At 58.2% G+C, this 22,139-nt stretch carries 21 protein-coding genes; 11 read left to right on the forward strand and 10 right to left on the reverse strand.

Features of this window, described 5'->3' with window-relative positions:
• The first annotated feature begins 126 nt into the window (after nt 1-126).
• Complete coding sequence (locus BUS06_RS29830) at nt 127-1,380, forward strand: serine hydrolase domain-containing protein (RefSeq protein WP_074269360.1); 1,254 nt, start codon at nt 127-129, stop codon at nt 1,378-1,380.
• Between the two features lie 20 nt (nt 1,381-1,400).
• Here BUS06_RS29830 and BUS06_RS29835 read toward each other — a convergent pair whose 3' ends face one another.
• Nucleotides 1,401-2,390, reverse strand: coding sequence for a hypothetical protein (locus BUS06_RS29835; RefSeq protein WP_074267948.1), 990 nt, complete (start codon nt 2,388-2,390; stop codon nt 1,401-1,403).
• Between the two features lie 498 nt (nt 2,391-2,888).
• Here BUS06_RS29835 and BUS06_RS29840 point away from each other — a divergent pair, with 498 nt between their 5' ends.
• Both BUS06_RS29840 and BUS06_RS29845 read left to right on the forward strand, forming a co-directional pair.
• Complete coding sequence (locus BUS06_RS29840) at nt 2,889-3,179, forward strand: hypothetical protein (RefSeq protein WP_074267949.1); 291 nt, start codon at nt 2,889-2,891, stop codon at nt 3,177-3,179.
• Nucleotides 3,180-3,532: 353 nt separating this feature from the next.
• Nucleotides 3,533-3,874, forward strand: a complete 342-nt coding sequence (locus BUS06_RS29845) for a DnaJ family domain-containing protein (protein WP_074267950.1) — start codon at nt 3,533-3,535, stop codon at nt 3,872-3,874.
• A 75-nt stretch (nt 3,875-3,949) separates the two neighbouring features.
• Here the strand turns inward: BUS06_RS29845 and BUS06_RS29850 are convergent, their stop codons facing one another.
• Both BUS06_RS29850 and BUS06_RS29855 read right to left on the reverse strand, forming a co-directional pair.
• Complete coding sequence (locus tag BUS06_RS29850) at nt 3,950-4,987, reverse strand: HAF repeat-containing protein (RefSeq protein WP_074267951.1); 1,038 nt, start codon at nt 4,985-4,987, stop codon at nt 3,950-3,952.
• A 470-nt stretch (nt 4,988-5,457) separates the two neighbouring features.
• The gene (locus tag BUS06_RS29855; protein ID WP_074267952.1) at nt 5,458-5,889 is read right to left on the reverse strand and encodes a winged helix-turn-helix transcriptional regulator; all 432 of its coding nucleotides are present in this window, start codon (nt 5,887-5,889) and stop codon (nt 5,458-5,460) included.
• A gap of 103 nt (nt 5,890-5,992) precedes the next feature.
• Between BUS06_RS29855 and BUS06_RS29860 the strand changes: the two genes are divergently transcribed.
• Nucleotides 5,993-6,769: an SDR family oxidoreductase gene (locus BUS06_RS29860; RefSeq protein WP_254368996.1), complete on the forward strand. Its 777-nt coding sequence runs from the start codon at nt 5,993-5,995 to the stop codon at nt 6,767-6,769.
• A gap of 35 nt (nt 6,770-6,804) precedes the next feature.
• On the opposite strand, the gene argC is transcribed toward BUS06_RS29860, so the two are convergent.
• Nucleotides 6,805-7,734: an N-acetyl-gamma-glutamyl-phosphate reductase gene (argC, locus tag BUS06_RS29865; RefSeq protein WP_074267953.1), complete on the reverse strand. Its 930-nt coding sequence runs from the start codon at nt 7,732-7,734 to the stop codon at nt 6,805-6,807.
• A 126-nt stretch (nt 7,735-7,860) separates the two neighbouring features.
• Between argC and BUS06_RS29870 the strand changes: the two genes are divergently transcribed.
• On the forward strand, nt 7,861-8,745 hold the full coding sequence (locus BUS06_RS29870) for a LysR family transcriptional regulator (protein ID WP_074267954.1): 885 nt from the start codon (nt 7,861-7,863) through the stop codon (nt 8,743-8,745).
• Nucleotides 8,746-8,802: 57 nt separating this feature from the next.
• Here the strand turns inward: BUS06_RS29870 and BUS06_RS29875 are convergent, their stop codons facing one another.
• The 3 genes from BUS06_RS29875 to BUS06_RS29895 form a co-directional block, all read right to left on the reverse strand.
• A complete protein-coding gene (locus BUS06_RS29875) occupies nt 8,803-9,177 on the reverse strand; it encodes a hypothetical protein (protein WP_074267955.1) in 375 nt (124 codons plus the stop codon).
• Between the two features lie 14 nt (nt 9,178-9,191).
• Nucleotides 9,192-10,910, reverse strand: a complete 1,719-nt coding sequence (locus BUS06_RS37230) for a methyl-accepting chemotaxis protein (RefSeq protein ID WP_143787680.1) — start codon at nt 10,908-10,910, stop codon at nt 9,192-9,194.
• A 381-nt stretch (nt 10,911-11,291) separates the two neighbouring features.
• Entirely contained in the window at nt 11,292-12,530 is a 1,239-nt protein-coding gene (locus BUS06_RS29895) for an aminoacyl--tRNA ligase-related protein (protein ID WP_254368997.1), read from the reverse strand.
• A 383-nt stretch (nt 12,531-12,913) separates the two neighbouring features.
• Here BUS06_RS29895 and BUS06_RS29900 point away from each other — a divergent pair, with 383 nt between their 5' ends.
• On the forward strand, nt 12,914-13,372 hold the full coding sequence (locus BUS06_RS29900) for a hypothetical protein (RefSeq protein WP_074267957.1): 459 nt from the start codon (nt 12,914-12,916) through the stop codon (nt 13,370-13,372).
• Nucleotides 13,373-13,719: 347 nt separating this feature from the next.
• Here the strand turns inward: BUS06_RS29900 and BUS06_RS29905 are convergent, their stop codons facing one another.
• Nucleotides 13,720-14,622, reverse strand: a complete 903-nt coding sequence (locus tag BUS06_RS29905) for a LysR family transcriptional regulator (protein WP_074267958.1) — start codon at nt 14,620-14,622, stop codon at nt 13,720-13,722.
• A gap of 302 nt (nt 14,623-14,924) precedes the next feature.
• Between BUS06_RS29905 and BUS06_RS29910 the strand changes: the two genes are divergently transcribed.
• Nucleotides 14,925-15,866: an aromatic alcohol reductase gene (locus BUS06_RS29910; RefSeq protein WP_074267959.1), complete on the forward strand. Its 942-nt coding sequence runs from the start codon at nt 14,925-14,927 to the stop codon at nt 15,864-15,866.
• A 187-nt stretch (nt 15,867-16,053) separates the two neighbouring features.
• Entirely contained in the window at nt 16,054-16,410 is a 357-nt protein-coding gene (locus tag BUS06_RS29915; RefSeq protein ID WP_074267960.1) for a cupin domain-containing protein, read from the forward strand.
• Nucleotides 16,411-16,426: 16 nt separating this feature from the next.
• Here BUS06_RS29915 and BUS06_RS29920 read toward each other — a convergent pair whose 3' ends face one another.
• Nucleotides 16,427-17,488 carry an isocitrate/isopropylmalate dehydrogenase family protein gene (locus tag BUS06_RS29920; protein ID WP_074267961.1) on the reverse strand — a complete coding sequence of 354 codons (1,062 nt, stop codon included), beginning with the start codon at nt 17,486-17,488 and terminating at the stop codon, nt 16,427-16,429.
• A 45-nt stretch (nt 17,489-17,533) separates the two neighbouring features.
• Nucleotides 17,534-18,937: an MFS transporter gene (locus tag BUS06_RS29925; RefSeq protein ID WP_074267962.1), complete on the reverse strand. Its 1,404-nt coding sequence runs from the start codon at nt 18,935-18,937 to the stop codon at nt 17,534-17,536.
• Nucleotides 18,938-19,100: 163 nt separating this feature from the next.
• Between BUS06_RS29925 and BUS06_RS29930 the strand changes: the two genes are divergently transcribed.
• The 3 genes from BUS06_RS29930 (at nt 19,101) to mtnK (ending at nt 22,110) form a co-directional block, all read left to right on the forward strand.
• Nucleotides 19,101-20,030: a LysR family transcriptional regulator gene (locus BUS06_RS29930; protein ID WP_167379448.1), complete on the forward strand. Its 930-nt coding sequence runs from the start codon at nt 19,101-19,103 to the stop codon at nt 20,028-20,030.
• 88 nt (nt 20,031-20,118) lie between these two features.
• The gene (locus tag BUS06_RS29935) at nt 20,119-20,814 is read left to right on the forward strand and encodes a GntR family transcriptional regulator (RefSeq protein ID WP_254368998.1); all 696 of its coding nucleotides are present in this window, start codon (nt 20,119-20,121) and stop codon (nt 20,812-20,814) included.
• A 39-nt stretch (nt 20,815-20,853) separates the two neighbouring features.
• Complete coding sequence (mtnK, locus tag BUS06_RS29940; protein WP_074267963.1) at nt 20,854-22,110, forward strand: S-methyl-5-thioribose kinase; 1,257 nt, start codon at nt 20,854-20,856, stop codon at nt 22,108-22,110.
• Nucleotides 22,111-22,139: the final 29 nt, after the last annotated feature.

The raw sequence follows: 22,139 nt of genomic DNA on the forward strand, positions 1-22,139 counted from the left end.
CGGCGCGATATCAAGTGACCGATTCGCCACCGCCCGACGCGAGCATGTAGTTCATCACGCTCATGGCGAGTAAGATGCCTTTTGTCGGGCGTCGACCTGAAGGACGCATTCAACAAAGGAGGCGGCATGGGTGTGGGCGACAAGGAAAAGCAGGGGATGTCGTGTGAACGGCTGGAACGGATCGAGCGTTTCGTCGACGACAACTATATTGCCACCGGCAAGTTGGCAGGTGCCCTTGTCCAGGTGTGGCGGGGTGGCGGACTTGCGTTGAACTCGGTGCTTGGCCTCGCCGACCGCGAGCGGCAGGTGCCGATGGCTGAGGATTCGATCTTCCGTATCTACTCGATGACCAAGCCCATCACGTCGGTGGCGGTCATGATGCTGGTCGAGGAGTGCAAGATTGCTCTGGACGATCCTGTCAGCAAGTACATCCCGTCATGGGATAAGCTGGGCGTTCACGCGGGGGGCTTCATGGAAAGCTTCCAGACGCGTCCGACGGGCCGCCCGATGCTCGTGGTCGATCTGCTGCGCCATACCTCCGGTTTGACGTATGGCTTTCAACAGAATACCAATGTCGACGCGGCCTATCGCAAGCTGAAGCTCGGCGAGCTCGCGACTGCGGGCACGCTGGAGGAGATGATCGAGAAGCTGGCCACGTTGCCGCTCGAATTTTCGCCGGGCGAAGCGTGGAACTATTCCGTTGCCACGGACGTACTCGGTTATATCGTGGGCAAGGTCAGCGGAACGCCGTTCGAGGTCTTTCTGAAAGAACGGATCTTCGATCCGTTGGGTATGGTCGACACGGCCTTCTACGTGCCGGAAGAAAAGGTGTCCCGTTTCTGCGCGTGCTATGCCATCGGCGCACTCGGCTCGAAGATCGCCTCCGCGCAAGCGCCGACGCTGCAGGACGATCCTCACGTCAGCCCGTATCTCAAGCCGCCCACTTTTGTTTCCGGCGGCGGTGGCCTCGTATCCACGGCGACCGACTACATGCGCTTTGCGCGCATGCTGCTCCAGGGTGGCGAGCTGGATGGCGTGCGTCTGCTCGGCCCCAGGACGCTGGCACTGATGACGAGCAATCATCTGCCGGGTGGTGTTGATCTGCCTCGCCTGTCGCGCTCGATGTTCAGCGAGGCCATCTACGAAGGGATCGGTTTTGGACTCGGCTTTGCCACTACTATTACGCCCGCGGCCACTCTGATTCCGGGCAGCGCGGGTGACTTCTTCTGGGGCGGTGCGGCCAGTACGTTCTTCTGGGTCGATCCGCGCGAGGACCTGATTGTGCTGTTCCTCACTCAACTCCTGCCGTCGTCCGCGCACCCGGTGCGTCGTCAGTTGCGGACGATGGTTTATAGCGCGATTACGGACTCTGGATCCTGATGTCCGCACTTGGCGCTCACTTAAGGCAACCCCACCCACGCGATTCTGTCCGACCTCATCTTCACGTAGTCTGGATCGGCGGCTAACGCTGGAGAGACTTGACTCCAGGTCAACTCCGACGGTCGTCCATAGTAAAGAATGGCGTCGAACTGCTCCTGCATGACAGGAGAGCGGATCGGATCAATAGAAATTTCTTCCGCGACACCATTGTGCATCGTGATCGCGATGTGCGGATAATATGAGCGAAAGCTCATTGCTCCAAGCGGAGTGTCATGAATCGGCACGAGACCTGGCACCTTCCAGGAAGTGACGTCGGGATGTAACGCTGCCAGATCGATGAGTACCGTGGACCAGACTGAATAGACTTTGACACCCTGACTTTCCAGCAACGAAACGATTGAATTCGCCGGCTTGTTGAATCGTTGCTCTGCTTTCGCTTGGTCTTTCATTTGCCAGTACGGGCTCTTACGCAAAAAGTGCATCGCGCCGTAGACGACCAAAGCGCGGCGCTGCCTGGCTAGCACTTCACGCTGGATAATTTCCACGGGACAACTATCCCGGTTAGCCATGACGGTGGTGGCTTTGTATTCCTCGGCATTGTTGATCTTCGACCAGTCTACCGGCGGGTCTCCCAGCAGGACGCGAATCTGCCGGTCCTTTGGCAACGAAGCATTCACAGCGCGTACTTCGCGGAAAAACCCCTCAAAAACAGGGCGATCCCACACATCGTGAGGTTGCGTGGTGTTCTGCCAAGCCTGGCGCAGTTCTTTTTCCGGCACATCTTCACCCGCAACGAAGCGGTCCATCATCCTCTGGTAAAGGGAATTGCCGCATTCAACGACGATATCGCTCACGATGTCAGCAAACCGCGGGTCCCGTATCAGCGCGACTCTTAAGGCATAGGCTTGTTCGCAGCCGTGGCCGCCGTCGCAAAGTGCGACGACGTTATGCGTTTTGAAGGCTTCAAGAATGCCGTTGATCGGATCGATGGGAATTGCAGCTGTTGTCATCGGGTGTGCTCCGTCTCAGTTAGCTGAAGGATTACTTTACGTCACTTCCGACGCAGAACGCAGCGCTTGTCGAAGAGGCCGCTGCAGCGGCCGGCTCGCTCGAGGCATAGGCACGTCAGCTGGAAAACGCGGTTTCCTCGTTCCGGCTTGTCGCGCAGACGTAAGCATCGTATATGCGGGTTTCATATTGGGGACGGGGGCCATTTGGGGGTAATTCCAGAAATAGAAATTCACCCTTGCGGACAACGCGCTTAATCATTATCGATCACTTTCCTAAACTGAGAGTCTAGGCCTTTCGCAGGCATAGATTGTTGCCAGGAATGAAACGTGTCTCGTGCCAGCCCTGAGCGGCGATCTCCGGTGTGCTTCACGTATGTCACTGCGAATGGTCGCGCGAGTTTGTTTGGATCGCCACGAGACAAGCGCACAACGACCGCCGTGGATAAAGCGAATGGATCGTTTGCGCTGACATTCCAGTCCAATCAAGGAGAACGGGTCATGAACAAGGCAACCAGCACATTAATCGCGGCGGTCGCCGCACTTACGCTGTCGGCCGGCGCCTATGCACAGAACAACACGCTGGCGACCCCGAGCACCGTGTCGCCGGCCGCTGCAACGAGCGGATACGGCACCCCTGGTGCGACTAACTCGGACAGTGGTACGGGCTCCGGGTCTACGAGCTCAAGCATGCCGAATAGCGTCAGCAATAGCTCGACGTCTCTCGTCAATGCGCCCGGGAGTCACAATACGCTGGCGACTCCGAGCACTGTGTCGCCGGCTGGTCAGTAACGGTATCAAGCCTGGTCATTCACCAGCTATCCTAAGAAAGACCGCTGTCCTCACGGGCAGCGGTCTTTTGTCTTTTTTGGGCCTCTTTCTGGGAGAGGCGTGCGGCACACCGACTGGTTGCCTGTCCTTAGGATGACCGCTTCGCACAGGCCCGCTATGATGCATTCCGCATTGACCTTTGCTCAGCCATCTGCAGACTTTGATCCTTCGTAGCAGATCGACGACAATCTGTTAGCCTGCACTCAACCAACGCAGTCCAGATTCAAGGCAATTGATTCAAATCCAACCAATCGCCCACACATTTTTTTCGGCCGCATTTAAAAACACCGCGATGATAAAGAAGGAAACACACCATGGCGAACCCGCGCACGCTTGACGAACAAATCGCCGAAAGCATCCGTCGTAGTCAGGAGAGCGGCGAACTGCAAACAGCAAAGGATTGGGGAAAACGCACGGCTTACGCGGACGGCTACGAAGAAACGCCGGAAGAGTATCGTATGGCGTTCAAGGCCTTGAAAGATTCCGGATACGTGCCAGCCGAGGTCGAGATGATGAAAGCCCTCGCGGATAAGCGAGCCCGGCTATCCACAATCGATGCGTCGAGTAGCGAGGCCCTGGCGTTGAAGCGGGAAATCAGCGAGCTGCAACTAAAGGTATCTGTACGGCTCGAGAACATTGCTCGTGGCGGCTACTAGTACATACGATTGACCTATCAGATTTGAGTTCGATGGCGCTTGCAGGGTCAGGCAGCAACAACTAGCGAGCAGCGATCATTTTTCTCGCGTCCAAAGAATAGCGTGCAACGTGGAGTTACCCGCGATCTGGCCGCTCTCGTTGATTCCGACAGCTTCGCTGAAGTTGTCGCCGGGGAGCGTGCCCAGGTTGGTCATCGCGCCGTGTTCAAACAGGAAGGCGTTCGGCAAGTACGGACTGGTTCCGGTATCCGACTCGCCGACCACCTGGCCGCGATTGTTGATCCCAAAAGCGTTACTGTCGCTGCGGCCGGGAAGCGTGCCCAGGTCGGTCATCACCCCGTGTTCGTAAAGAAAGCCGTGCACGTCCCCGCTTGCGGTAGACGATATGCCGATCACCTGACCACGATCGTTGATCCCCTGAGCATGGCTGAGGCCGCTATCCTGAAGCGTGCCCAGGTCGGTCATCACGCCGTGTTCATACAGAAAGGCGTGTGCGAACCCGCCCGCGGTGGACGAATAGCCGACCACCTGGCCGCGATTGTTGATTCCCAGAGCTCCGCTATCGGTGCCACCGGGGAGCGTGCCCAGGTCGGTCACTGACCCGTTTTCAAACAGGGCCGCGTGCACATAGCCGCGCAGGTTGGACGCGGAACCGGCCACCTGGCCGCGCTCGTTGATCGCGGCAGCTGAACTGAAGTCGCCACCGGGGAGCGTACCCAGGTCGGTCATCGCGCCGTGTTCATATAGAAAGGCGTGGTCGTTCCCGCGTGCGGTGCTCGAGGAACCGACCACCTGGCCACGATTGTTGATCGCGGTAGCTGTACTGATGCTACCGCCTGGGAACGTGCCCAGGTCGGTCACCACCCCTTTTTCAAAGAGACAAGCGTGCGTGCTCCCGCTCGCGGTGATCGAATAGCCGACCACCTGGGCGCGCTCGTTGATCCCAAGAGCACTGCTGGAGTTGAAGCTACCGGGGAGCGCGCCGAGATCCTTGATGACGAGACTTTCGGCTGAGGCAAGCTGGAATGGGGCGACCGCGAGCAGGGTGGTGAAAACAATCAGGACGCGGCGTACATAGTACACACTACTAACTACCTTGATTGCGGATCGCATGGCAAACCCCTTTCCTGAGCCGTAACCTGGATCGCGATTGGCCGCCTGGCCGTCAGCGTGCCGAATGCATTTTGACAACGACGCAGCCAATACCAGGAATGCAGTGCTATTTCGGAATTCGTGAGAACTGTGGGCAGCGAGCGTCACGGCATACACCGCCGGGCGATCACGAAAAGCAATCCTAACCATTCAGAGGCATATGCACCAACATCGACATCAACGTCAGAACGACTGCGATTTATGTGCGGCACAGCGGGGTAGAAGTTACGGTCCACTCTAGTCTATGGAATGCCTTTTTTCAACTGATTAAATAGCGAGGCAAATTAATGACAATGCGAAATTGCCATTGCGTGGCTTTGCTCGATAGCGGACTAAACGACCGCCTGAATTAGAGCGCTCGCCCCGTTGGACTTCTCACGCCGAATGCGCGAAAGTCAGCAGCAAGGCGAGCCATGTGCGAAGCGCAGCCCTCACGCGGGGCGTTGATCAAAATCTCCGCGTGCCTTCTCTACTGCATCCAGATTGTTGGCCGCCCAGACCCAGACTCCGCAAAACGCAGCGCCCAATGTGATCCCGAGGTCCGTGAGTTTGTATTCGACCTTCGGCGGCACGACCGGATACACCGTGCGTGTCACCAGACCATCGCGCTCCATCGCGCGCAAGGTCTGGGTGAGCATTTTCTGACTGATTCCCTCAACCAGTTCGGCAAGCCGGCTGAACCGCAGCGGTGACTTCTCAGCAAGCACGTCGAGAATCAACATCGTCCATTTGTCTGCCACTCGGCCGATGAGATCCGTGACTAACGAAGCAATTCGAGGATCAAGATCGATCGGCGGTGTCAGGGTGGCGTAGTACTGCGCGGCAGCGATCTGTTCCTTGGTGAAATCTGGGACTCGCTTCATTTTCACGCTCTCCTTTTGGTGCGTATATAACCGTCTGGTGCCTTCTTCCCTTTAGAGAGTATGCCGGTCAAACTAGGCTCGTGCTCAACAAAACAGAGAGTGAATGATGAAGATGACCGGAAGAACCATATTGATTACGGGAGGGACCAGCGGGATTGGTCTGGAGTTGGCAAGGCAATTGATCGCTCGGGGTAACACGGTGATCGTCACCGGACGGGATCTCGACAGGCTGGAGGCGGCGCGGCAAGCCGTGCCGGGACTCCATGCTTTTCAAAGTGACGTTAGCGATCCGACGAGTGTCGAGTCGTTGTACGAAACCGTGTCTGGCCAGTTTCCAGCGTTGAACACATTGATGAACAACGCGGGAACGATGCGCAATATCAAACTGGGGCAGCAGCATCGGTTGAGTGATCTGACCGCTGAAGTCGACGGAAATCTGAGAGGACCCATGTGGATGATTCAGGCTTTCCTGCCTCTGCTCTTGAAGCAGAACGACAGCCTGATTGTGAACGTGTCATCAGGTTTGGCGTTTATTCCTTTTCCTGCGGCTCCGATATACAGTGCGTCAAAAGCCGCGCTTCACGCCTACACGCAGTGCCTGAGGGCGCAGTTGACGGACACCTGCGTGTCCGTAGTCGAATTGGCCCCTCCGGGCACCGAAACACCGCTATTTCAGGGCGAGTTTGCCGAGGAAATGAAGGGCGAAAAAGGCATGAATGTGAGCGTGCTCGCCAAGCGTGCCATTGCGGGTATCGAGGCTGGAAAACTCGAAATTCGCCCAGGCGTGAGCAATATATTGAAGATCGCCAGCCGCGTTGCACCGCACTTCATGTTCCGGCAAATGGTAAAACTTGGCCGTCCGAAGCCGGCCAGCGTCTGAGAGAAGTTGCGTCAGCAGTCGATATCCATCGGCCTCTATGAATGTGTGAGCATCAGGTCCAGGTTCTGAACCGCAGCACGCGACGCCCCTTTGCCCAGATTATCGAAAACGGCGGATAGCAGCACGTGTCCGTGTTCCTGGTTGAGAAACACACTCAAGTTCATGTCGTTCGTACCGTTTAGCACTTGCGGATCGAGGTGCTTTACGGCGCGCGATTCCTCCTGCGGCGAGACGCGCACGTGGGCCATGCCGTCATAGTGGCGCGCGAGGCATGTGTGTAACGCGGCGCCGTCGACGCCAGGCGCCAGCAGCCGCAGCTCCAGGGGCACCGTCAGCACGATGCCCTGGCGAAACGCACCATACGCAGGGACGAACAAGGGCCGCTGCGTGAGCTCCGCGTGCCGCTGGATTTCCGGGGTGTGCTTGTGCGCGAGTTCCAGACCATACACCTGGTAGGCGGGGGCGTCGACGGAGCCCGGCCCCTCATGTTCCTCCACGCCGGCTCGCCCGCGTCCGGAGTAGCCGGACACCGCATGAATGCTGACCGGATAACCGCCGGGTATGAGTCCGGCTTGCAACAGAGGCCGCAGCAGACCTATCGCGCCGGTCGGATAGCAACCAGGGTTGGTGACCCGGTGTGCGTTCGCGATCCGCTCCGGCTGTCCCGGAGCCATTTCTGGAAAGCCGTATGTCCAGTCCGGGTGCGTGCGGTGGGCGGAGCTTGCGTCGATAACTCTGACGGCGGGATTGACGATGGCGTCTACCGCCTTGCGCGCGGCGTCGTCGGGCAGGCAGAGAATGGCAATGTCACAGGCATTGATGGCCTCGGCACGGCGCCGGGGATCCTTACGCTCCGCAGCGGGAAGCGTAAAGAGTCTCATGTCGGTCCGGTCGCGCAGCCGTTCGTGAATCTGCAACCCGGTGGTGCCTTGGTCACCGTCGATGAAAACAAGGGGAGAGCTCATGCGTGAATACTCCGGTGGCTGGGCTGTAACAAGTAGAGTGAGCCATCATTTTCTACGCGCGGCTACAATAGCAAAAGTTGAATTTCATAACGTACACATTCAGATTTTCTGAATCAGGACGCCGCTATGCGAGAGATCAGCCTGGACCGTTTGCGCACCTTGGTTGCCATTGCCGACCGCGGCTCGTTTGCCGATGCGGCGCGCGCGTTGCACCTGGCGCCTCCGACCGTCAGCTTGCATATCGCAGAACTCGAAGACCGCATTGGGGCGCCGCTCCTGTCACGCAAGCGCGGAAACGTAAGGCCGTCGGCGATCGGCGAGGTGCTGGTAGAGCGCGCGCGTCGACTGCTGGCCGATACGGAGCAGGCATTGGACGATGTTCAACGCCAGGTGCAGGGCCTTGCAGGACGCGTGCGACTCGGTGCGTCGACCGGTGCAATCGCACATCTGTTGCCGCAAGCCCTGGATGTGCTGCGGCAGGACCATCCCGCTATCGACATTCAGGTTGCGGTCCTCACTTCGCAGGAAACGCTAACCCGACTGGCGGGAGGGACACTGGATGTTGGGCTGGTCGCGCTGCCTCAGCCTCCGGCGGCTGGACTCGTGATAAAGCCATGGCGTCGCGACCCTGTCATGGCTTTTGTGCCGGCGCATTGGCGGTGTCCGGCTCGCGTCACGCCGGAATGGCTCGCTGCTCAGCCGCTTATTCTTAATGACGCCACCACGCGTCTCTCGCGATTGAGTGCGGAGTGGTTCGCGAGCGCCGGTCACCATCCTGCGCCGCGCATCCAGCTTAACTACAACGACGCGATCAAGAGTCTGGTCGCAGCGGGTTACGGCGCAGCGCTGTTGCCCCACGAGGCTAGTACTCCATTGCCCGACAGGCGCGTCGTTATGCGTCCTCTGCGCCCTGCGTTGTGGCGCCGGCTCGGCATCGCACATCGTGCGGGGTATGTCGAGCGTTCCACACAACACGTACTTGATGTGTTGTGGGATCTGCGATTGAGATAGCGGTCGTTATTTGTTGCTTCGGCTGGGTTGACCCCGTAGAAAGAGTTCGTACCCAGCCTACCGAAGCGCGTTCAAATACCGGTTGACCTCCGTCAACAGCGCCGAGTGGTATGTTTCCGGCAACGGCCGGTCGTCACTGAGAGACATCAGCTTCTCAACCCTGCCGCGGAACGACTCGGCGACACCTTCGCGCATCGCAAGGGGCAAGCGGGTCAACACGGAAGCCAGCAACCCACTGATGATTTCAAGGCGTGCGCTGTGTTGTAGCAGACTGACGCCGTTTAGCGTTGACAGGGTCGCGAGTGAATCGAGCAACGTGTCGTCGCTCGCCATCGCGGACTGAGGGGCCGGTACCGGCGACGATTGCGCCGGTGAAACCAGGCCCGCCTCAACGTCTGCGTCGTCGCCCTGTATTTTGAAGAGACTGAACATGATGTATCTGCAGATCAGAATGTTTCCCAGTCGGTCTTCCCGGTATCCCCAACGGCAGTAGCGTGCCTGTCAGCCTCGGGAGCCCGGGCGGCAGCCTTCGGCTTTTGTGGCTCCGTACGACGCACGGCGGGAGCCTTGGGAGCGGGCAGGCGAGGCTTGCTTTGCGGAGTCGCGACGTGTGACGCGAATTGCCCCGTATCGGCTACCTTGAACACGGCCACGGCATCCTTCAAACTGATCGCCTGCTCTTCCAGCGATTGAGCTGCGGCGGCAGCCTGCTCGACGAGCGCCGCGTTCTGTTGCGTGACTTCGTCCATCTGGCTGACGGCCTGATTCACCTGCTCGATGCCGCGGCTTTGTTCTTCGGACGCCGCGGCGATCTCGCCGACAATATCGGAAACCTGTTTGATCGCCTGCTTGACCCGACCCATGGTGGCGCTGACTTCGGTTGCCTGCTGCGCACCCTCGTAGATCGTCGTCACGGAAGAGCTGATCAGTTCCTTGATTTCCTTGGCTGCGGCGGCCGAACGCTGAGCCAGACTGCGAACCTCGCTGGCTACGACGGCAAAGCCTCGACCCTGCTCGCCAGCACGCGCTGCTTCCACAGCAGCGTTCAGCGCGAGAATATTCGTCTGGAACGCAATCCCTTCAATCACGCCGGTGATTTCGGAAATCTTGCTGGAACTGCTGCTGATCTCCCCGATTGTCCCGACCATGGCCTGAACCGAGTCGTTACCCGCATCGGCTATGTCCGTAGCGTGGGTGGCCAAGGCATTCGCCTGGCGGGCGTTGTCGGCGTTCTGTTTCACCGTTTCGGTCAACTGCGTCATGCTGGCCGCGGTTTCTTCCAGTGAGCTCGCCTGCTGCTCCGTGCGAGCGGAGAGATCGGTATTGCCGCTGGCGATTTCGCGCGATGCCACCGTGACCGATTCAGTGGTTGCCTTGATTCCGCGCACCGTATCGCTGAGTTGCCGGTCCATTTTCTTGAGCGCATCCAGAAGTTGTCCGGATTCGTCGAGCGAAACATTGACGATGTCATTGCCGAGCTTTCCTGCCGCGATGTGATTTGCGACATCAAGCGCGGTTTGCAGCGCCGTCGTTACCGAGCGGACAACCCGAATACCAACGATCATGGCCAGCAGCGATACAAGAGCCACGATCACAATAGATAAAATCCGAAGGTGACTGGCGGCCGTCTGCTCGTCAATGAGCTTTGCCTGAGCAGCGGATTGCACATGCTGTTTCATGGCGGTCAGAATGCTGAATACCTGATTGGCATTCTCTTTAACTTCAAGCCGGTTAACCTCCGCTCCGCCTTTGATGTCACCAGCTTCGATTCGCTCGACCTGGTGTTTCATGCCGGCCTGCATGCGCTGGTAGGCACTCTGCAAATTCGCGATTACGCTGGCCTGAGTGCCGTCATCATGCGCAGTTAGTTCGTTGAGCGCCTTGTCCACTGCGGCAAAGCGGTCGTTGTTCTCCTGCTTCCAGATCGCAATAGACGCAGGATCACCAATCGCGATCATGCGCAGAATATTGATGTCGGATCGGGTAAGAAGGCCATCCACTTCGCCTATCGTCAATACGTCGCGGAAGTCTCGTTCATACATCTCGGCCGAGCGTGCGTTAGACTCGTTGAGCTTGACGAGAAAAAACACGCTTAAGCTCACCATGCTAAGCACAAGCAGGATAACCACGGACAAAAGCTTACTACTGACACTTGATTTCACAATTCACCCCGGCTCGACATTGGTCTGTAATTTATTCGTATGTCACGCGAAGGGTGAATGCTAAGTCGATTAGCGAATCCTGATAAGGGTAATTACTGTAAGTTTTTATTGGAATTTTCGTAAGCACTTCCCTTGCTATTGTAGGGAAGATGGAGTGCCGACTCTGTTCAAGATATGGAGTCTCACGAACGATACGGGTCGATACGTCACCTACGCGCTTTCGGATTTTCGCTTCTCAGGAAGCGACCGGGGCACGCACATACGTTGGGAATATAAGTTTCGCCCGAGGAGTTTGCCCGACGGATTGTTTATCTCGCGATTGGTGCACGAGGACTTCCGCCGGTTCATGGAAGCGACGTTGGTAGCGATTCGCGGCTCGTGTTGCTAGAGCTGTCTCGCGCAGAGATCCGCGACTTCTCCCGCCGTCGCGGTTGCGCGCGCCATCGTTCGTCGGTTCATCCACTCGAAGCGGCCGGAGGCGATTGCGTTTTTGCCGATTACCACGCGTTGCCGGCACGCGATCAGCTCAGCGTCGGCGAGCTTTTTGCCAGCTTGCGCCTGGCGGTCATCCACGAGCACGCTCAGTCCTCTCGCCTGCAGATCGCGCCGCATTGCCTCGGCTGCCTCCTGGTGCGCCTGGCGGTCCCAATCGATGACCGTCAGCACGACGTCGAAAGTATTGAACGACTCGCTGCCCCAGAATCCTCGCTCGTCGCGCTGACGGTTGAGCAGGAGCATTGCCAGACGCGAGATACCCACTCCGAAGCAGCCCATTTTGACGAACTCGCCTTTGGCGTTGACTAGTCCCATAGCCTTCGAGTAGCGGTCGCCAAGGTCGAAAATGTGGGCACACTCAAGCGATTTGCGTCCGTCGGTTTCGTCCTCGCCCAGCTCACTGAAGACGTGAAACTCCTCCGAACTTCGGCCGCCAATTTCCCCGTTGTCGGAAGACTTTATGACGACGTCCAGCTGCAGGCGGCGGAAGATGCGGATATATGCTTCGCGAACGGCCTCATACGCCTTCCGTGCGCCTTCCTCCGTAGCGTTGAATGTATAGGCGTCTTTCATGATGAATTCTTTGGCCCGCGCCAATCCGCCTCGCGTCCGTAACTCGTCACGGTACTTGTTGCCAAACTGATAGAGGCCCACGCTCATGTCTGTCTTGTTGTAGTGAGTTTTGACCATGTTGGTGGCCAGTTCCTCGCACGTCGCACCCAGACAAAACAGACGGCCGGTCCGGTTGGTCAACCTCATCAGCTCGTCGCCGTAGACGTCTATCCGCCCGCTTTGCCGCCACAGGTCGGCATCCTGCAGAAGGCTCATCTGCATTTCGCAGAACCCGGCTCGGTCCATCTCCTCGCGCACAATGCTTTCGACGCGGCGTTGGGCTCTCAATCCCAGTGACATCCACGAGTAAAGTCCCGCGGCGTCCTGGTGGATCAGGCATGACTTGCGAGCGAGGTCGGTCAGCTCAAGCCTGTCGTTGTCTTGCTCAAAAAAGCTGTTCGAGAAAAACTGCTGTGAGAATTTCATCATGTGCTCCGGATTTAAATTCAGCGAAAAAATAGGTCTGAAAATAAAAAACGCCCGCAGGGGGCGTCCGGATCGTTCAGTCTCACGCAAGGCGCAGGCGACTAGCCTTTCTTGTGCGCATTTTGAGGTCGCGAGCAAACTCCGGCCGCTACTGCGGGCACCGGAGGTCGTTGCGGAAGGTTCCTCAAAAATTCCATGATGTCTTGTTTCTGTCCAAAAACCGAGGATTGGTCGCGTTGATACGCTTAAGGTGGGGCGCCGGTTGGCATCCTCTTCTCGGTGAATATTACTTTGCCTGAAACGCGGCGTCGCCGCAACCCCGGTCCTCCCGCGGCAAGGCCGAGCGTTGCGCACCCCCATTGCAGGCAGGGGTGGCTTGACTAGGCCTAGCCCTGAGTTGCCTGAAAAGTCCTGCCGAAACGCCGAATGATGGTTACACTTGATAACGTTTATTCATGTGCTAGGAGACTTCTATGAGCAAGCGTACCCTTGTATCGACTGCCGCCACGTTGCTGTGCGTGGGTGCCCTGACTGGTTTGACCGCCACCTCGGCTCAGGCAGCCGGTGCACCGGTGAAGTGCCATCTGACCTTCAGCATGTCCGGATGGTCGGCGATTTATCAACATGCCGAAGGGCGCGGCAGAGTAACTTGCGATAATGGGCAAAAGGCCGCTGTCACGATCAGCGTGCACGGCGGCGGCCTGACGGCCGGCAAGTTCCACGTCACCGGCCACGGCGATATCAGCAATGTCTATAGCATCAGGGATGTGTACGGCAGCTATGCGCAGGCTGGTGCTTCGGCCGGCGTGGGGAATAGCGGTACTGCCCAGGTGCTGACGAAGGGAACGACGTCGATGGCGTTGAGCGGCAGCGGGGAGGGTGTAGACCTTGGTGTCGCGGTCGATGCCTTCAAGATTGAACCGGTCAGATGAAATCGATGTGAACACAGCGGATGATTGCTACAGATGTAGCATCGTCCGCTGTGTAATTGCCGCTCGCTTTGAATGCGGTCGTGGGAGACGATGAAATGCGCGTACTGATCGTCGATGATCACGAGCTCTTCAGAGCCGGATTGGCGCTTCTCCTCAGGGAGCTCTTCCCGAACATCGAGTTGCTGCACGCGAGCAAGTGATGCGTGAACTGGAAGATTCTCAGAAAAATGGCCAGGCAGCGCAGATGCGCGAACTCTACCAAGGCGGCGACTAACGAGGCATCGCAAGGCAGAAGGGTGTTTCGATCATCCGCACACCCGTTTCCTGATAGTGCTTCGGACTACACGTCATTGAAACGAAGCTGTCGTCGCGATCTCGACGATCCAATCGACAAATGCCTTGATCGCGGCGCTTGCATTCCGGCCAAGTGGATAGACAATGGAAATCGGTACCGGCGTGCATCGCACGTCAGCCAGCACTTCCTTGAGCCGTCCGGTTTGCAGGTAGGGAGATGCTGCGAATCGTGATATCTGGATCAGCCCCAGGCCTTCCAGACCGCATTGCAAATAGGCTTCCGTTTCGTTGATGGAAAAACGGCTTTGCAGCGTGATCGCAAGATCTTCACCGTCGACCTTGAAGCGCCAGTCAAGCGGACGGCCGGTCGCATTCGATATGTAGTTGACTATGCGGTGAGCGCCTAGCGCGCTCACCGAATCGGGCTCGCCATGCTCCCTGAGATAGCCGGGCGACGCGCAGGTCAGCCAACCTAGTTGCCCAAGCCGACGCGCTACCAGTGTCGAGTCCGTCAGTTCGCCAGTGCGGATGACGCAATCAATGCCGTCGTAGATCAAGTCCGCGGGTCGGTCGCTGAGCCCTAGCACCAGCTCGATATCCGGAAAGCGCTTCTCGAACTCGGGCAGCCTCGGCAAGACGATCGCCCGGGCGATCAGCCCCGGCATACCTGCCCGCACACGCCCGCGCGGGGTCATTGCGTCAGAGGAGAGATCGATCTCCGCTTTCGCAATGTCGGACAGAATGGCCTGGCACGATGCGAAGTAACGCGAGCCCGCATCGGTCAGGCTGAGCGTTCGGGTACTGCGCCTGAGCAGCGGCGTGCCAAGATGAGTCTCCAGATTCTTGATGACTGTCGTGACGGACGATCGAGGCATCGACAACGTCTCCGCTGCCTTGCTGAAGCTCTGTGCCTCGACGACGCGTACAAAGGTGGTCATTGCCAGAAGTTTGTCCATACGTGGTCGGCGTTTGGTCTGGTCGTCAGCAAAGCGCGACCGGCAGCTTGAGGGACACCCATCATACCGTCACCGCCGGACGTTCCCGCTCAATGAGTCTGTCCGGCTTGCGAGTAGAGCCGGCTGATTCGCCGCGGATGCTTTCTGTATTCCGCCACGGCGAACAATGCGGCGCCTGTGCGCCCCTACACTCCTGATCATTCGACGGCCCGACTCTCCAGTCTGCACAAAGCGAGTGCTACGTAGTCCGGTCCGCGAACTCCGCTTCTACTCAACTCCATTTCCTCAAAGAGGTAACGCATATGTTGCACGACAACGGCATTCTCGTTCTAGGCGCTGGCGAGCTCGGCATGGCTGTAGTGCGCACACTGGTGCGCCGAACGGCGCCTGCCGCCATCCCCGTGGCAGTGCTACTCCGTCCGGCGACCATCCAGTCTACGGACCCCGTCAAACAGAAGGACGTGGAAGAGCTACGCTCGTTAGGCGTCGAAATCGTTCCAGGAGATCTTTCGGACCAATCGGGCGCTGCGCTCGCGGCCATTTTCCGACGGTTCGATACCGTCATTTCATGCACCGGGTTTGTCGGCGGTCCGGGTGTACAACTCAAGCTCGCCCGAGCCGCGCTGGATGCCGGAGTCAAACGGTATTTCCCCTGGCAATTCGGCGTCGACTATGAGGTGATCGGTAGAGGAAGCGCGCAGGATCTGTTCGACGAACAACTCGACGTGCGCGATCTTCTCCGCTCGCAAGTGCAGACCGAATGGGTCATTGTCTCGACCGGTATGTTTACGAGTTTCCTGTTCGAACCAGCGTTCGGTGTTGTGGATCTGGCCCGGAACACTGTGAACGCATTGGGCGGTTGGGACAACGCGGTGACGGTGACGACGGCGGAGGACATCGGCGCGCTGACCACGGAGATTGTGTTCTCGGAGCCGAGAATTGCCAACCAGGTGGTGTACATCGCGGGCGACACAGTGACTTACCGGCAACTGGCGGACACGATCGACAGACTGATGGGCACGGAAGTCCTTCGCAGTGCCTGGAGCGTGGATGAACTGAAGCGGAAACTGGTCCAGGAACCTGGTGATTCTCTGCGGAAGTATCGTGTTGTTTTTGCGGAAGGGCGCGGTGTAGCGTGGGATCAGCAAAGCACGTTCAACGCGCAACGGGGTATCGCGGTCAGCGGGCTCGAGGAGTGGATGCGAAGCAACGCCGTGATAGGCGAAGCTGCAAGGACTACCTGATCATTCCGCCATCATCGAACCGAACCCAACCGGTTTGGTTCTGCCGTGACCGGTCAATTCCGCTCACATACTCACGAGAATTTTTGGCTTGGAGAACGCTTCAACCGCGGGCTATGCTGGGACGATGGAAAGCGCGGCGCGCCTGCGCCGTGCAGTGTTAGTCCAACGGCGCTTCACTGGAGACGACATGATCGAGCCGATCGACATTGGTGCGCTCGCGGGTGACACACTTCAGGGCTACTCAAATCGGGTTCTGACCAGCGTGAACGACCACGATGTTCATTTGAGCGTCATGGACGACCCATATTTCTGGCACCTGCATCCCGACTCTGACGAAACATTCCTCGTCATTGAGGGTGTGCTCACCATTGATTTCGACGATGGATCGGTCGACCTCCAATCCGGCCAGCTGCTCACTGTGCCGGCGGGTATGCGTCATCGGACGCGACCCCACGGCGCACGCTCGGTTAACCTGACGGTTGAAAAGGCCAACACGACGATGATCAGGTGCGAAGCACCATCGGGTTGGCCGCGATCGTCTTGAGTGAGTCGACGGGTACTTAGTTTTGCCCAATGGCCCGCACAATAGCGTCACCCATCTCATGAGTCTTACTGGTCCCACCCAGATCAGCCGTAAGCGAACGCTTCTCACGCATAACGGTGCCCACCGCTTTCTCGATCAGCACAGCGGCTTCGCGTGCTTTGGCGACGTCATGCTTGCGCCCGAGCCAATCAAGCAGCATCTGCCCGGACATAACCATCGCGTACGGATTTGCAATGCCGCGACCAGCAATGTCGGGGGCCGACCCATGCGTGGCCTGAGCCATCGCATGCCGCGGCCCAGCTGAAAGCCCCGGCGCCAAACCGAGACCTCCAACAAGTCCCGCTGCCTCATCGCTAAGAATGTCGCCAAACATATTGGTGGTGACGATTACATCGTATTTCTGCGGCGTCATCACGAGACGCATCGCGAACGTATCGACAATCGCTTCGTTCATGACCACATCCGGATACTCAGCCGCGATACGCTTGGCCTCCTCAACAAACATGCCGCAGCCGAGCTTGAAAACCGTATCCTTATGAACCACGGTGACCTGTTTGCGTCTCGATCGTGCCAGCTTGAACGCCTCGTGCAACACCTTCGACGACCCGGCGCGGGTGATCACGCGCACCGAAATGGTCACATCATGAGTAGGCCGAAATTCCCCGCACCCGGCGACAACGTTGCGGTCTGGCTGAAACCCCTCATTGTTCTCCCGCACGATGACAAGATCGACGTTCTGATGCAGCGACTCAATGCCGGCATACGAAAGCGAAGGGCGGATATTCGCAAACAGATCGAAGTGCTTGCGCAAGATCGGATGCGGATTGACTGCCTCAGGCACTTTCGGATAAGCCATATGTCCGATGGGTCCGAGCACCCACCCGTCGAGCGATTCCAGTTTTTCCAGAGTGCCGGGAGGCAACGTATGGCCGAGCGTGTCATACGCCTTGCGGCCAATCGGAATGGGATGCCAGTCGATCTCAAGACCGGTCGCCTCAGCGGCCGCTCGCATCACTTTCACCGTCTCGGGCACGACCTCGTGACCAATATCGTCGCCTTCCAGAATACCTATTTTCATACTGCTTTCTCCGTTCAAATGAGGATGTCTAATGATCGATACGATTCATGGCGAAAGCTCTTCAAGGCTGCGGCCGTTAGTCGGTGGACCGAACCCGCCGATACCAACGATGATCGCTGCCATCGCAAGGCCAATCATGAGGAACACGCCACGTTGACCATAACTGGCCATCAGATCGCCCACCCAGTAGCCGACGAAAACCGAACTGACGCGGCTCCAGCAAAAGGTGAAACCAATGGCGCGGGCACGAATGCGCGTAGGGAAGAGTTCCGCCGCATAGGGGTGAAAGATGGCAATCATCCAGTTGTTGCCCAGCGCGATCAGTCCACCCGTGCAGACAATCAGCGGCACGTTGTGGCCCGTGGCAAACAACGTTCCCGCCACGCCGATCAGACAGGCGCATAAAACGAGCTGCCACTTGCGCTCGATACGTTCGGAAAAATAGCTGCCTACGGCAGCGCCAACCGGCGCCATCAGCACGATCGCGAGCGAATAGTTGAGCGAGTGGACGATCGAAAATCCGTGATGCATGAGCAGAACCGGCACGAATGCGGTAAAGCCGAACACCGCAATGGTCTGCGAGAACTGGAACAGCGACACGATGATCGTGCGCGGCAGATAGAAGCGGCTGAAGATTTCTCTGCATCGCCCTTTTTCGATAATCGGATCCGGCACGCTCAGGTCAGGCGCGGATAAAGGCTCGCCACGCTCGCTTTCCACAGCCTGTTCGATCCCGCGTACCACACGGTCCGCTTCCTCCACCCGGCCGTGGACTTCGAGCCAGCGCGGCGATTCGGGCAAACCGCGTTGCAGCAGGAAAACAATCATGCCGCTAGCCGAGCCGATCATCACGACGATCCGCCAGCCAGCGATTCCGAACGGATCGAGCGGCACGAGGATCGCAGCAAGCAAGGCCGCCACTGGAATGGCCGACAGCACGAAGATGTACGAAGTCGTCATGTAGCGGCCGCGGCTCGCCCGGGGAGTCAGCTCCGTGACGTAACAATCGTTGTTCACGAGTTGCATGCCGACGGCAAAGCCGGCTATGAAGCGCGCCAGATCGATCAGCAACGGATCGCTGAGGACGGCCACCGCAAACTGCGAAGCCGAGTAGACCATCATCGAATACACGAACACCGCGCGCCGTCCAAAACGGTCGGACACCGCGCCGAAAGCAGCAGTACTAAGAAACATGCCGATAAAGAACGAAGCGAGAAAGCTGGCAAAGCTATGAACATCCAGCAAGCCCTTGTTGGCGATCGTATAGATGCCGGAGCGCACCAGACCCAACGAAATAAAGCCCGGCATAAACAGTTCGAAGAATTCGAACCAGCCGCCCGCAGCAATTCGCGCGACGATCTTCATCAGATGACGCGACCTCGGCAACCGGTCGATTCTCGCCATGATCGCGTAGTTACTTCGCAGCGCTGACGGCAAGCTGAGTTCCATGTTTGTCTCCGTCTTTATAGTGGCTTTGCGCATCATTAGGCGCGCCGTGCAGCACTTTGTTGCGACGCCGTATTCATCGCCGCTGCATCAATGCATTCTTGGCGCCTCATTGCGATCTTGCAATACCATAATGGCTCACTTCTTTATTTACCTGAGGTTAGGAATGCTGGAGCGAGCGGACCTGATGCTGGTGCTGGCGGTGCGGGAAACGGGCAGTCTGATCGGCGCGGCGCGGCGTTTGGGGGTGAGCGGCGCAGCCATCACCAAGCGGCTTGCGCAGATTGAAGCTCAACTGGCCGTGCGTCTCTTCAGGAGGACCACCCGTAGCGTCGTGCCCACGCCTGAAGGCGATCTCTATTGCGAGCAGGCCATGCAACTGGTTGCAGGGTTTGAAAGCCTTGAGGCCCGCATTGCGGATTTCAGCACCACGCCGGTAGGTCTGATCAAGCTGGCGTGTAACGTTGGCTTTGGCCGACAGTGGATGGCACCGGTCATCGACGCATTTTCGCGCCTGTATCCATCCGTCCGGATCGAACTGCATCTCCGGAACACGTTGCCCGATCTCCAGGCGGAGGGTTTCGATGCTGCGGTGTGGCTGTGGCGCCCCCTGTCCACGCAATGGATCATCCACACCCTGGCGCAGAACAACCGTGTGATTGTCGCGGCGCCCGACTATCTGCAGCGTGCGGGCATGCCGCAGACGCCCGCTGATCTTTCGCGCCATACGTGCCTGTTGATGCTCGAGCGCGACATGCCATCGTACGTGTGGCGCCTGAATCGTGTATCGCCGCCGGGCGCCGAGGAGTCGACCATCGACGTGCGCGTTTCGGGCCCACTTTCCAGCAACAACGGCGAGGCGTTGCGTGACTGGGCACTGAGTGGGGCAGGCATCGCGCTTCGTCCGTACTGGGATGTCTACGCACACATTCAGAGCGGGAGCCTGACTCACGTGTTGCGTGATTACGCGAAGCTGGACTCCGACGTTCAGTGGATTGCGCCGTACCGGCCGCATTTGCCGGAACGGGTCAGACTGCTCAAGGAGTTCATTGAAGGCCGGCTTGCCGACGCGCCCTGGCTGCATCAGCCAGGGTAAATCCTGAGAAAAACATCAGACGTCTGATGTATTCTTTAACAAAGAACAACGGATGGGCCTGCGTATGCGCCTGAGCGTAGAACGATCGATGAGCGACAAGATTCAGGACTCGCTTCTTGCGATGATTCGCGAGAAGGGCCTGAAACCGGGCGATCAGATCCCTACGGAGATCGAGCTTTGCGAATTGCTGGGCGTGGGACGCTCGAGCTTGCGTGAAGCCGTGGCGCAGATGATCTCGCACGGGCTGCTTTCGCGTGTGCAGGGTCGAGGTACCTTCATCAGACAAGTTTCGTTGAAATTGCAGGGCGGTCTCGATGATCTGATGTCTGTGACCGATATGATCAAGAGCGTCGGCGCGGTGCCGTCCACCAGTCGTCTGCAGATTGAGCACATCGAGGCATCGGAAAGTCTGGCCGAAAAGCTGGGACTGAAACCGGGTGATCCGTGTGTACGGATCGAGCGGGTCAGAAGGGCTGATGATGCCGTGGCGGCGTACTGCATCGACATCGTCCCGAAGCAGGTGTTCGATGCCGCGAACGGCGAGCTAGGCGAATCGCTGTTTGCCATGTTCTACCGTACCGGGAGGCGACTCTCGCATACGCATTCATCGATCCAGCCGACCATCCTGACACCGCGCGATCTGCCCGAACTGGGCGACGGCTTTGGGTTGTTCCTGTTGCTGGACGAAGTGGATTTTGATCAAAGCGGCGAGCCGCTTTGCTATAGCAACGACTATTACAACACGAGCATCTTCAAGTTCGACCTGGTACGCAAGCGTCACTGATAGCGGGCGCGCGGTTGGGTCGATCGCGGAGGAGGCACTATGGAATTTGAGGCGTTGAATGCGTCCGAGCTGTCGGCGTATCTGCGAGGCATTCCTGTTCTACACAAGCTGCTCGGCGAGCCGGCTGAGCTGGATATTGCCGAAGTCGGCGACGGCAATCTGAACTACGTCTACTTCGCGAGCAATGCGAGGACGCCGGCAAAGAGCGTGGTGGTCAAGCAGGCCCCGCCGTTTCTACGGCTTGTAGGCAAGACCTGGCCGCTCACGCGCGAGCGGCTCGAGCGCGAGGTTGCAGCGCTCCGGCGCTTCGGTGCGCTATGCCCGGAGCACGTGCCGAAGGTCTACCATGCCGACAGCGAGCTCTTCCTGATGGTGATGCAGCGACTGTCGTCGCATTGCATTCTGCGCCAGGGGTTAATGAATGGCGTGCTGTATCCAAAGCTCGCCGACCATCTCTCCACGTTTCTCGCCAATACGCTGTTTTTCGGCTCGGATCTTTTTCTCGCGCCCGACATCAAGAAGCAGGCCATGGCCGCTGCGGTCAATAGCGAACTATGCAGGATCACTGAAGATCTCGTATTTACGTATCCGTTCGAGGACCATTCTTCGAACGTCTATAGCGCGGCGTTGCCACGCGCGGCCATTGACCGGTTGCGGTACACGCCCGAATTGCGCACCGCGGTTGGCGAGATGAAGTGGGCATTCATGAACCATGCCGAGACGCTGATTCACGGCGACCTGCACACCGGTTCGATCATGGTCAATGAAGACGAGACCTACGTGATCGATCCCGAGTTCGCTTTCTACGGACCTATGGCGTTCGACGTCGGCGCGATCATTGCCAACCTGCTGCTGGCCTATTTCTCGCGCGACTGGCATGGCCGCGTCAACGGCGCATCGCCGGAACCGTATCAGGCGTGGTTGCTCGATCAGGTGCGCGACATCTGGTCAGGTTTCTCGGCAAAATTTCAGGCGCTTTGGCGCGATCACGAAGGGCGCAGCAAGACGCATTTCATCGGCAACGACCCGAGTCGCGTATGCGCCGATGCGTTCAGGGCGCGCTTCATGCAACAACTCTTTGCGGACACGCTCGGCTTTGCAGGATGCAAGATGATCCGGCGCATTGTCGGCATGGCAAAAGTGGCAGAGATCACGCGTATTCCTGATGATATTGCCCGAGCCGCGATCGAAGTGCGCTGCCTGCAGTGTGCGGAAACGCTGCTAATCCAACGCGCCTCGCTGACAGGTGTAGAAGACGTCATTGGTCTTGCGCGGGAGATTGGATCTGCCTCATGACCCGCGCCCATTCCCTTTCAACCCGTGAT

Origin of the sequence: Paraburkholderia phenazinium (assembly GCF_900141745.1) — a bacterium.
In the GTDB taxonomy this organism is placed as follows: Bacteria; Pseudomonadota; Gammaproteobacteria; order Burkholderiales; family Burkholderiaceae; genus Paraburkholderia; species Paraburkholderia phenazinium_B.

Excerpts from the sequence above, each read along its gene's own strand:
- BUS06_RS29830 (WP_074269360.1), top strand. The coding sequence starts at position 127 with ATGGGTGTGGGCGACAAGGAAAAGCAGGGGATGTCGTGTGAACGGCTG.
- BUS06_RS29925 (WP_074267962.1), bottom strand. The coding sequence starts at position 18,937 with ATGGAACTCAGCTTGCCGTCAGCGCTGCGAAGTAACTACGCGATCATG.
- BUS06_RS29860 (WP_254368996.1), top strand. The coding sequence starts at position 5,993 with ATGATGAAGATGACCGGAAGAACCATATTGATTACGGGAGGGACCAGC.
- BUS06_RS29920 (WP_074267961.1), bottom strand. The coding sequence starts at position 17,488 with ATGAAAATAGGTATTCTGGAAGGCGACGATATTGGTCACGAGGTCGTG.
- BUS06_RS29870 (WP_074267954.1), top strand. The coding sequence starts at position 7,861 with ATGCGAGAGATCAGCCTGGACCGTTTGCGCACCTTGGTTGCCATTGCC.
- BUS06_RS29910 (WP_074267959.1), top strand. The coding sequence starts at position 14,925 with ATGTTGCACGACAACGGCATTCTCGTTCTAGGCGCTGGCGAGCTCGGC.
- BUS06_RS29845 (WP_074267950.1), top strand. The coding sequence starts at position 3,533 with ATGGCGAACCCGCGCACGCTTGACGAACAAATCGCCGAAAGCATCCGT.
- BUS06_RS29915 (WP_074267960.1), top strand. The coding sequence starts at position 16,054 with ATGATCGAGCCGATCGACATTGGTGCGCTCGCGGGTGACACACTTCAG.
- BUS06_RS29835 (WP_074267948.1), bottom strand. The coding sequence starts at position 2,390 with ATGACAACAGCTGCAATTCCCATCGATCCGATCAACGGCATTCTTGAA.
- BUS06_RS29855 (WP_074267952.1), bottom strand. The coding sequence starts at position 5,889 with ATGAAGCGAGTCCCAGATTTCACCAAGGAACAGATCGCTGCCGCGCAG.
- BUS06_RS29840 (WP_074267949.1), top strand. The coding sequence starts at position 2,889 with ATGAACAAGGCAACCAGCACATTAATCGCGGCGGTCGCCGCACTTACG.
- BUS06_RS29905 (WP_074267958.1), bottom strand. The coding sequence starts at position 14,622 with ATGGACAAACTTCTGGCAATGACCACCTTTGTACGCGTCGTCGAGGCA.
- mtnK (WP_074267963.1), top strand. The coding sequence starts at position 20,854 with ATGGAATTTGAGGCGTTGAATGCGTCCGAGCTGTCGGCGTATCTGCGA.
- BUS06_RS29900 (WP_074267957.1), top strand. The coding sequence starts at position 12,914 with ATGAGCAAGCGTACCCTTGTATCGACTGCCGCCACGTTGCTGTGCGTG.
- BUS06_RS29935 (WP_254368998.1), top strand. The coding sequence starts at position 20,119 with ATGAGCGACAAGATTCAGGACTCGCTTCTTGCGATGATTCGCGAGAAG.
- BUS06_RS29850 (WP_074267951.1), bottom strand. The coding sequence starts at position 4,987 with ATGCGATCCGCAATCAAGGTAGTTAGTAGTGTGTACTATGTACGCCGC.
- argC (WP_074267953.1), bottom strand. The coding sequence starts at position 7,734 with ATGAGCTCTCCCCTTGTTTTCATCGACGGTGACCAAGGCACCACCGGG.
- BUS06_RS29875 (WP_074267955.1), bottom strand. The coding sequence starts at position 9,177 with ATGTTCAGTCTCTTCAAAATACAGGGCGACGACGCAGACGTTGAGGCG.
- BUS06_RS29930 (WP_167379448.1), top strand. The coding sequence starts at position 19,101 with ATGCTGGAGCGAGCGGACCTGATGCTGGTGCTGGCGGTGCGGGAAACG.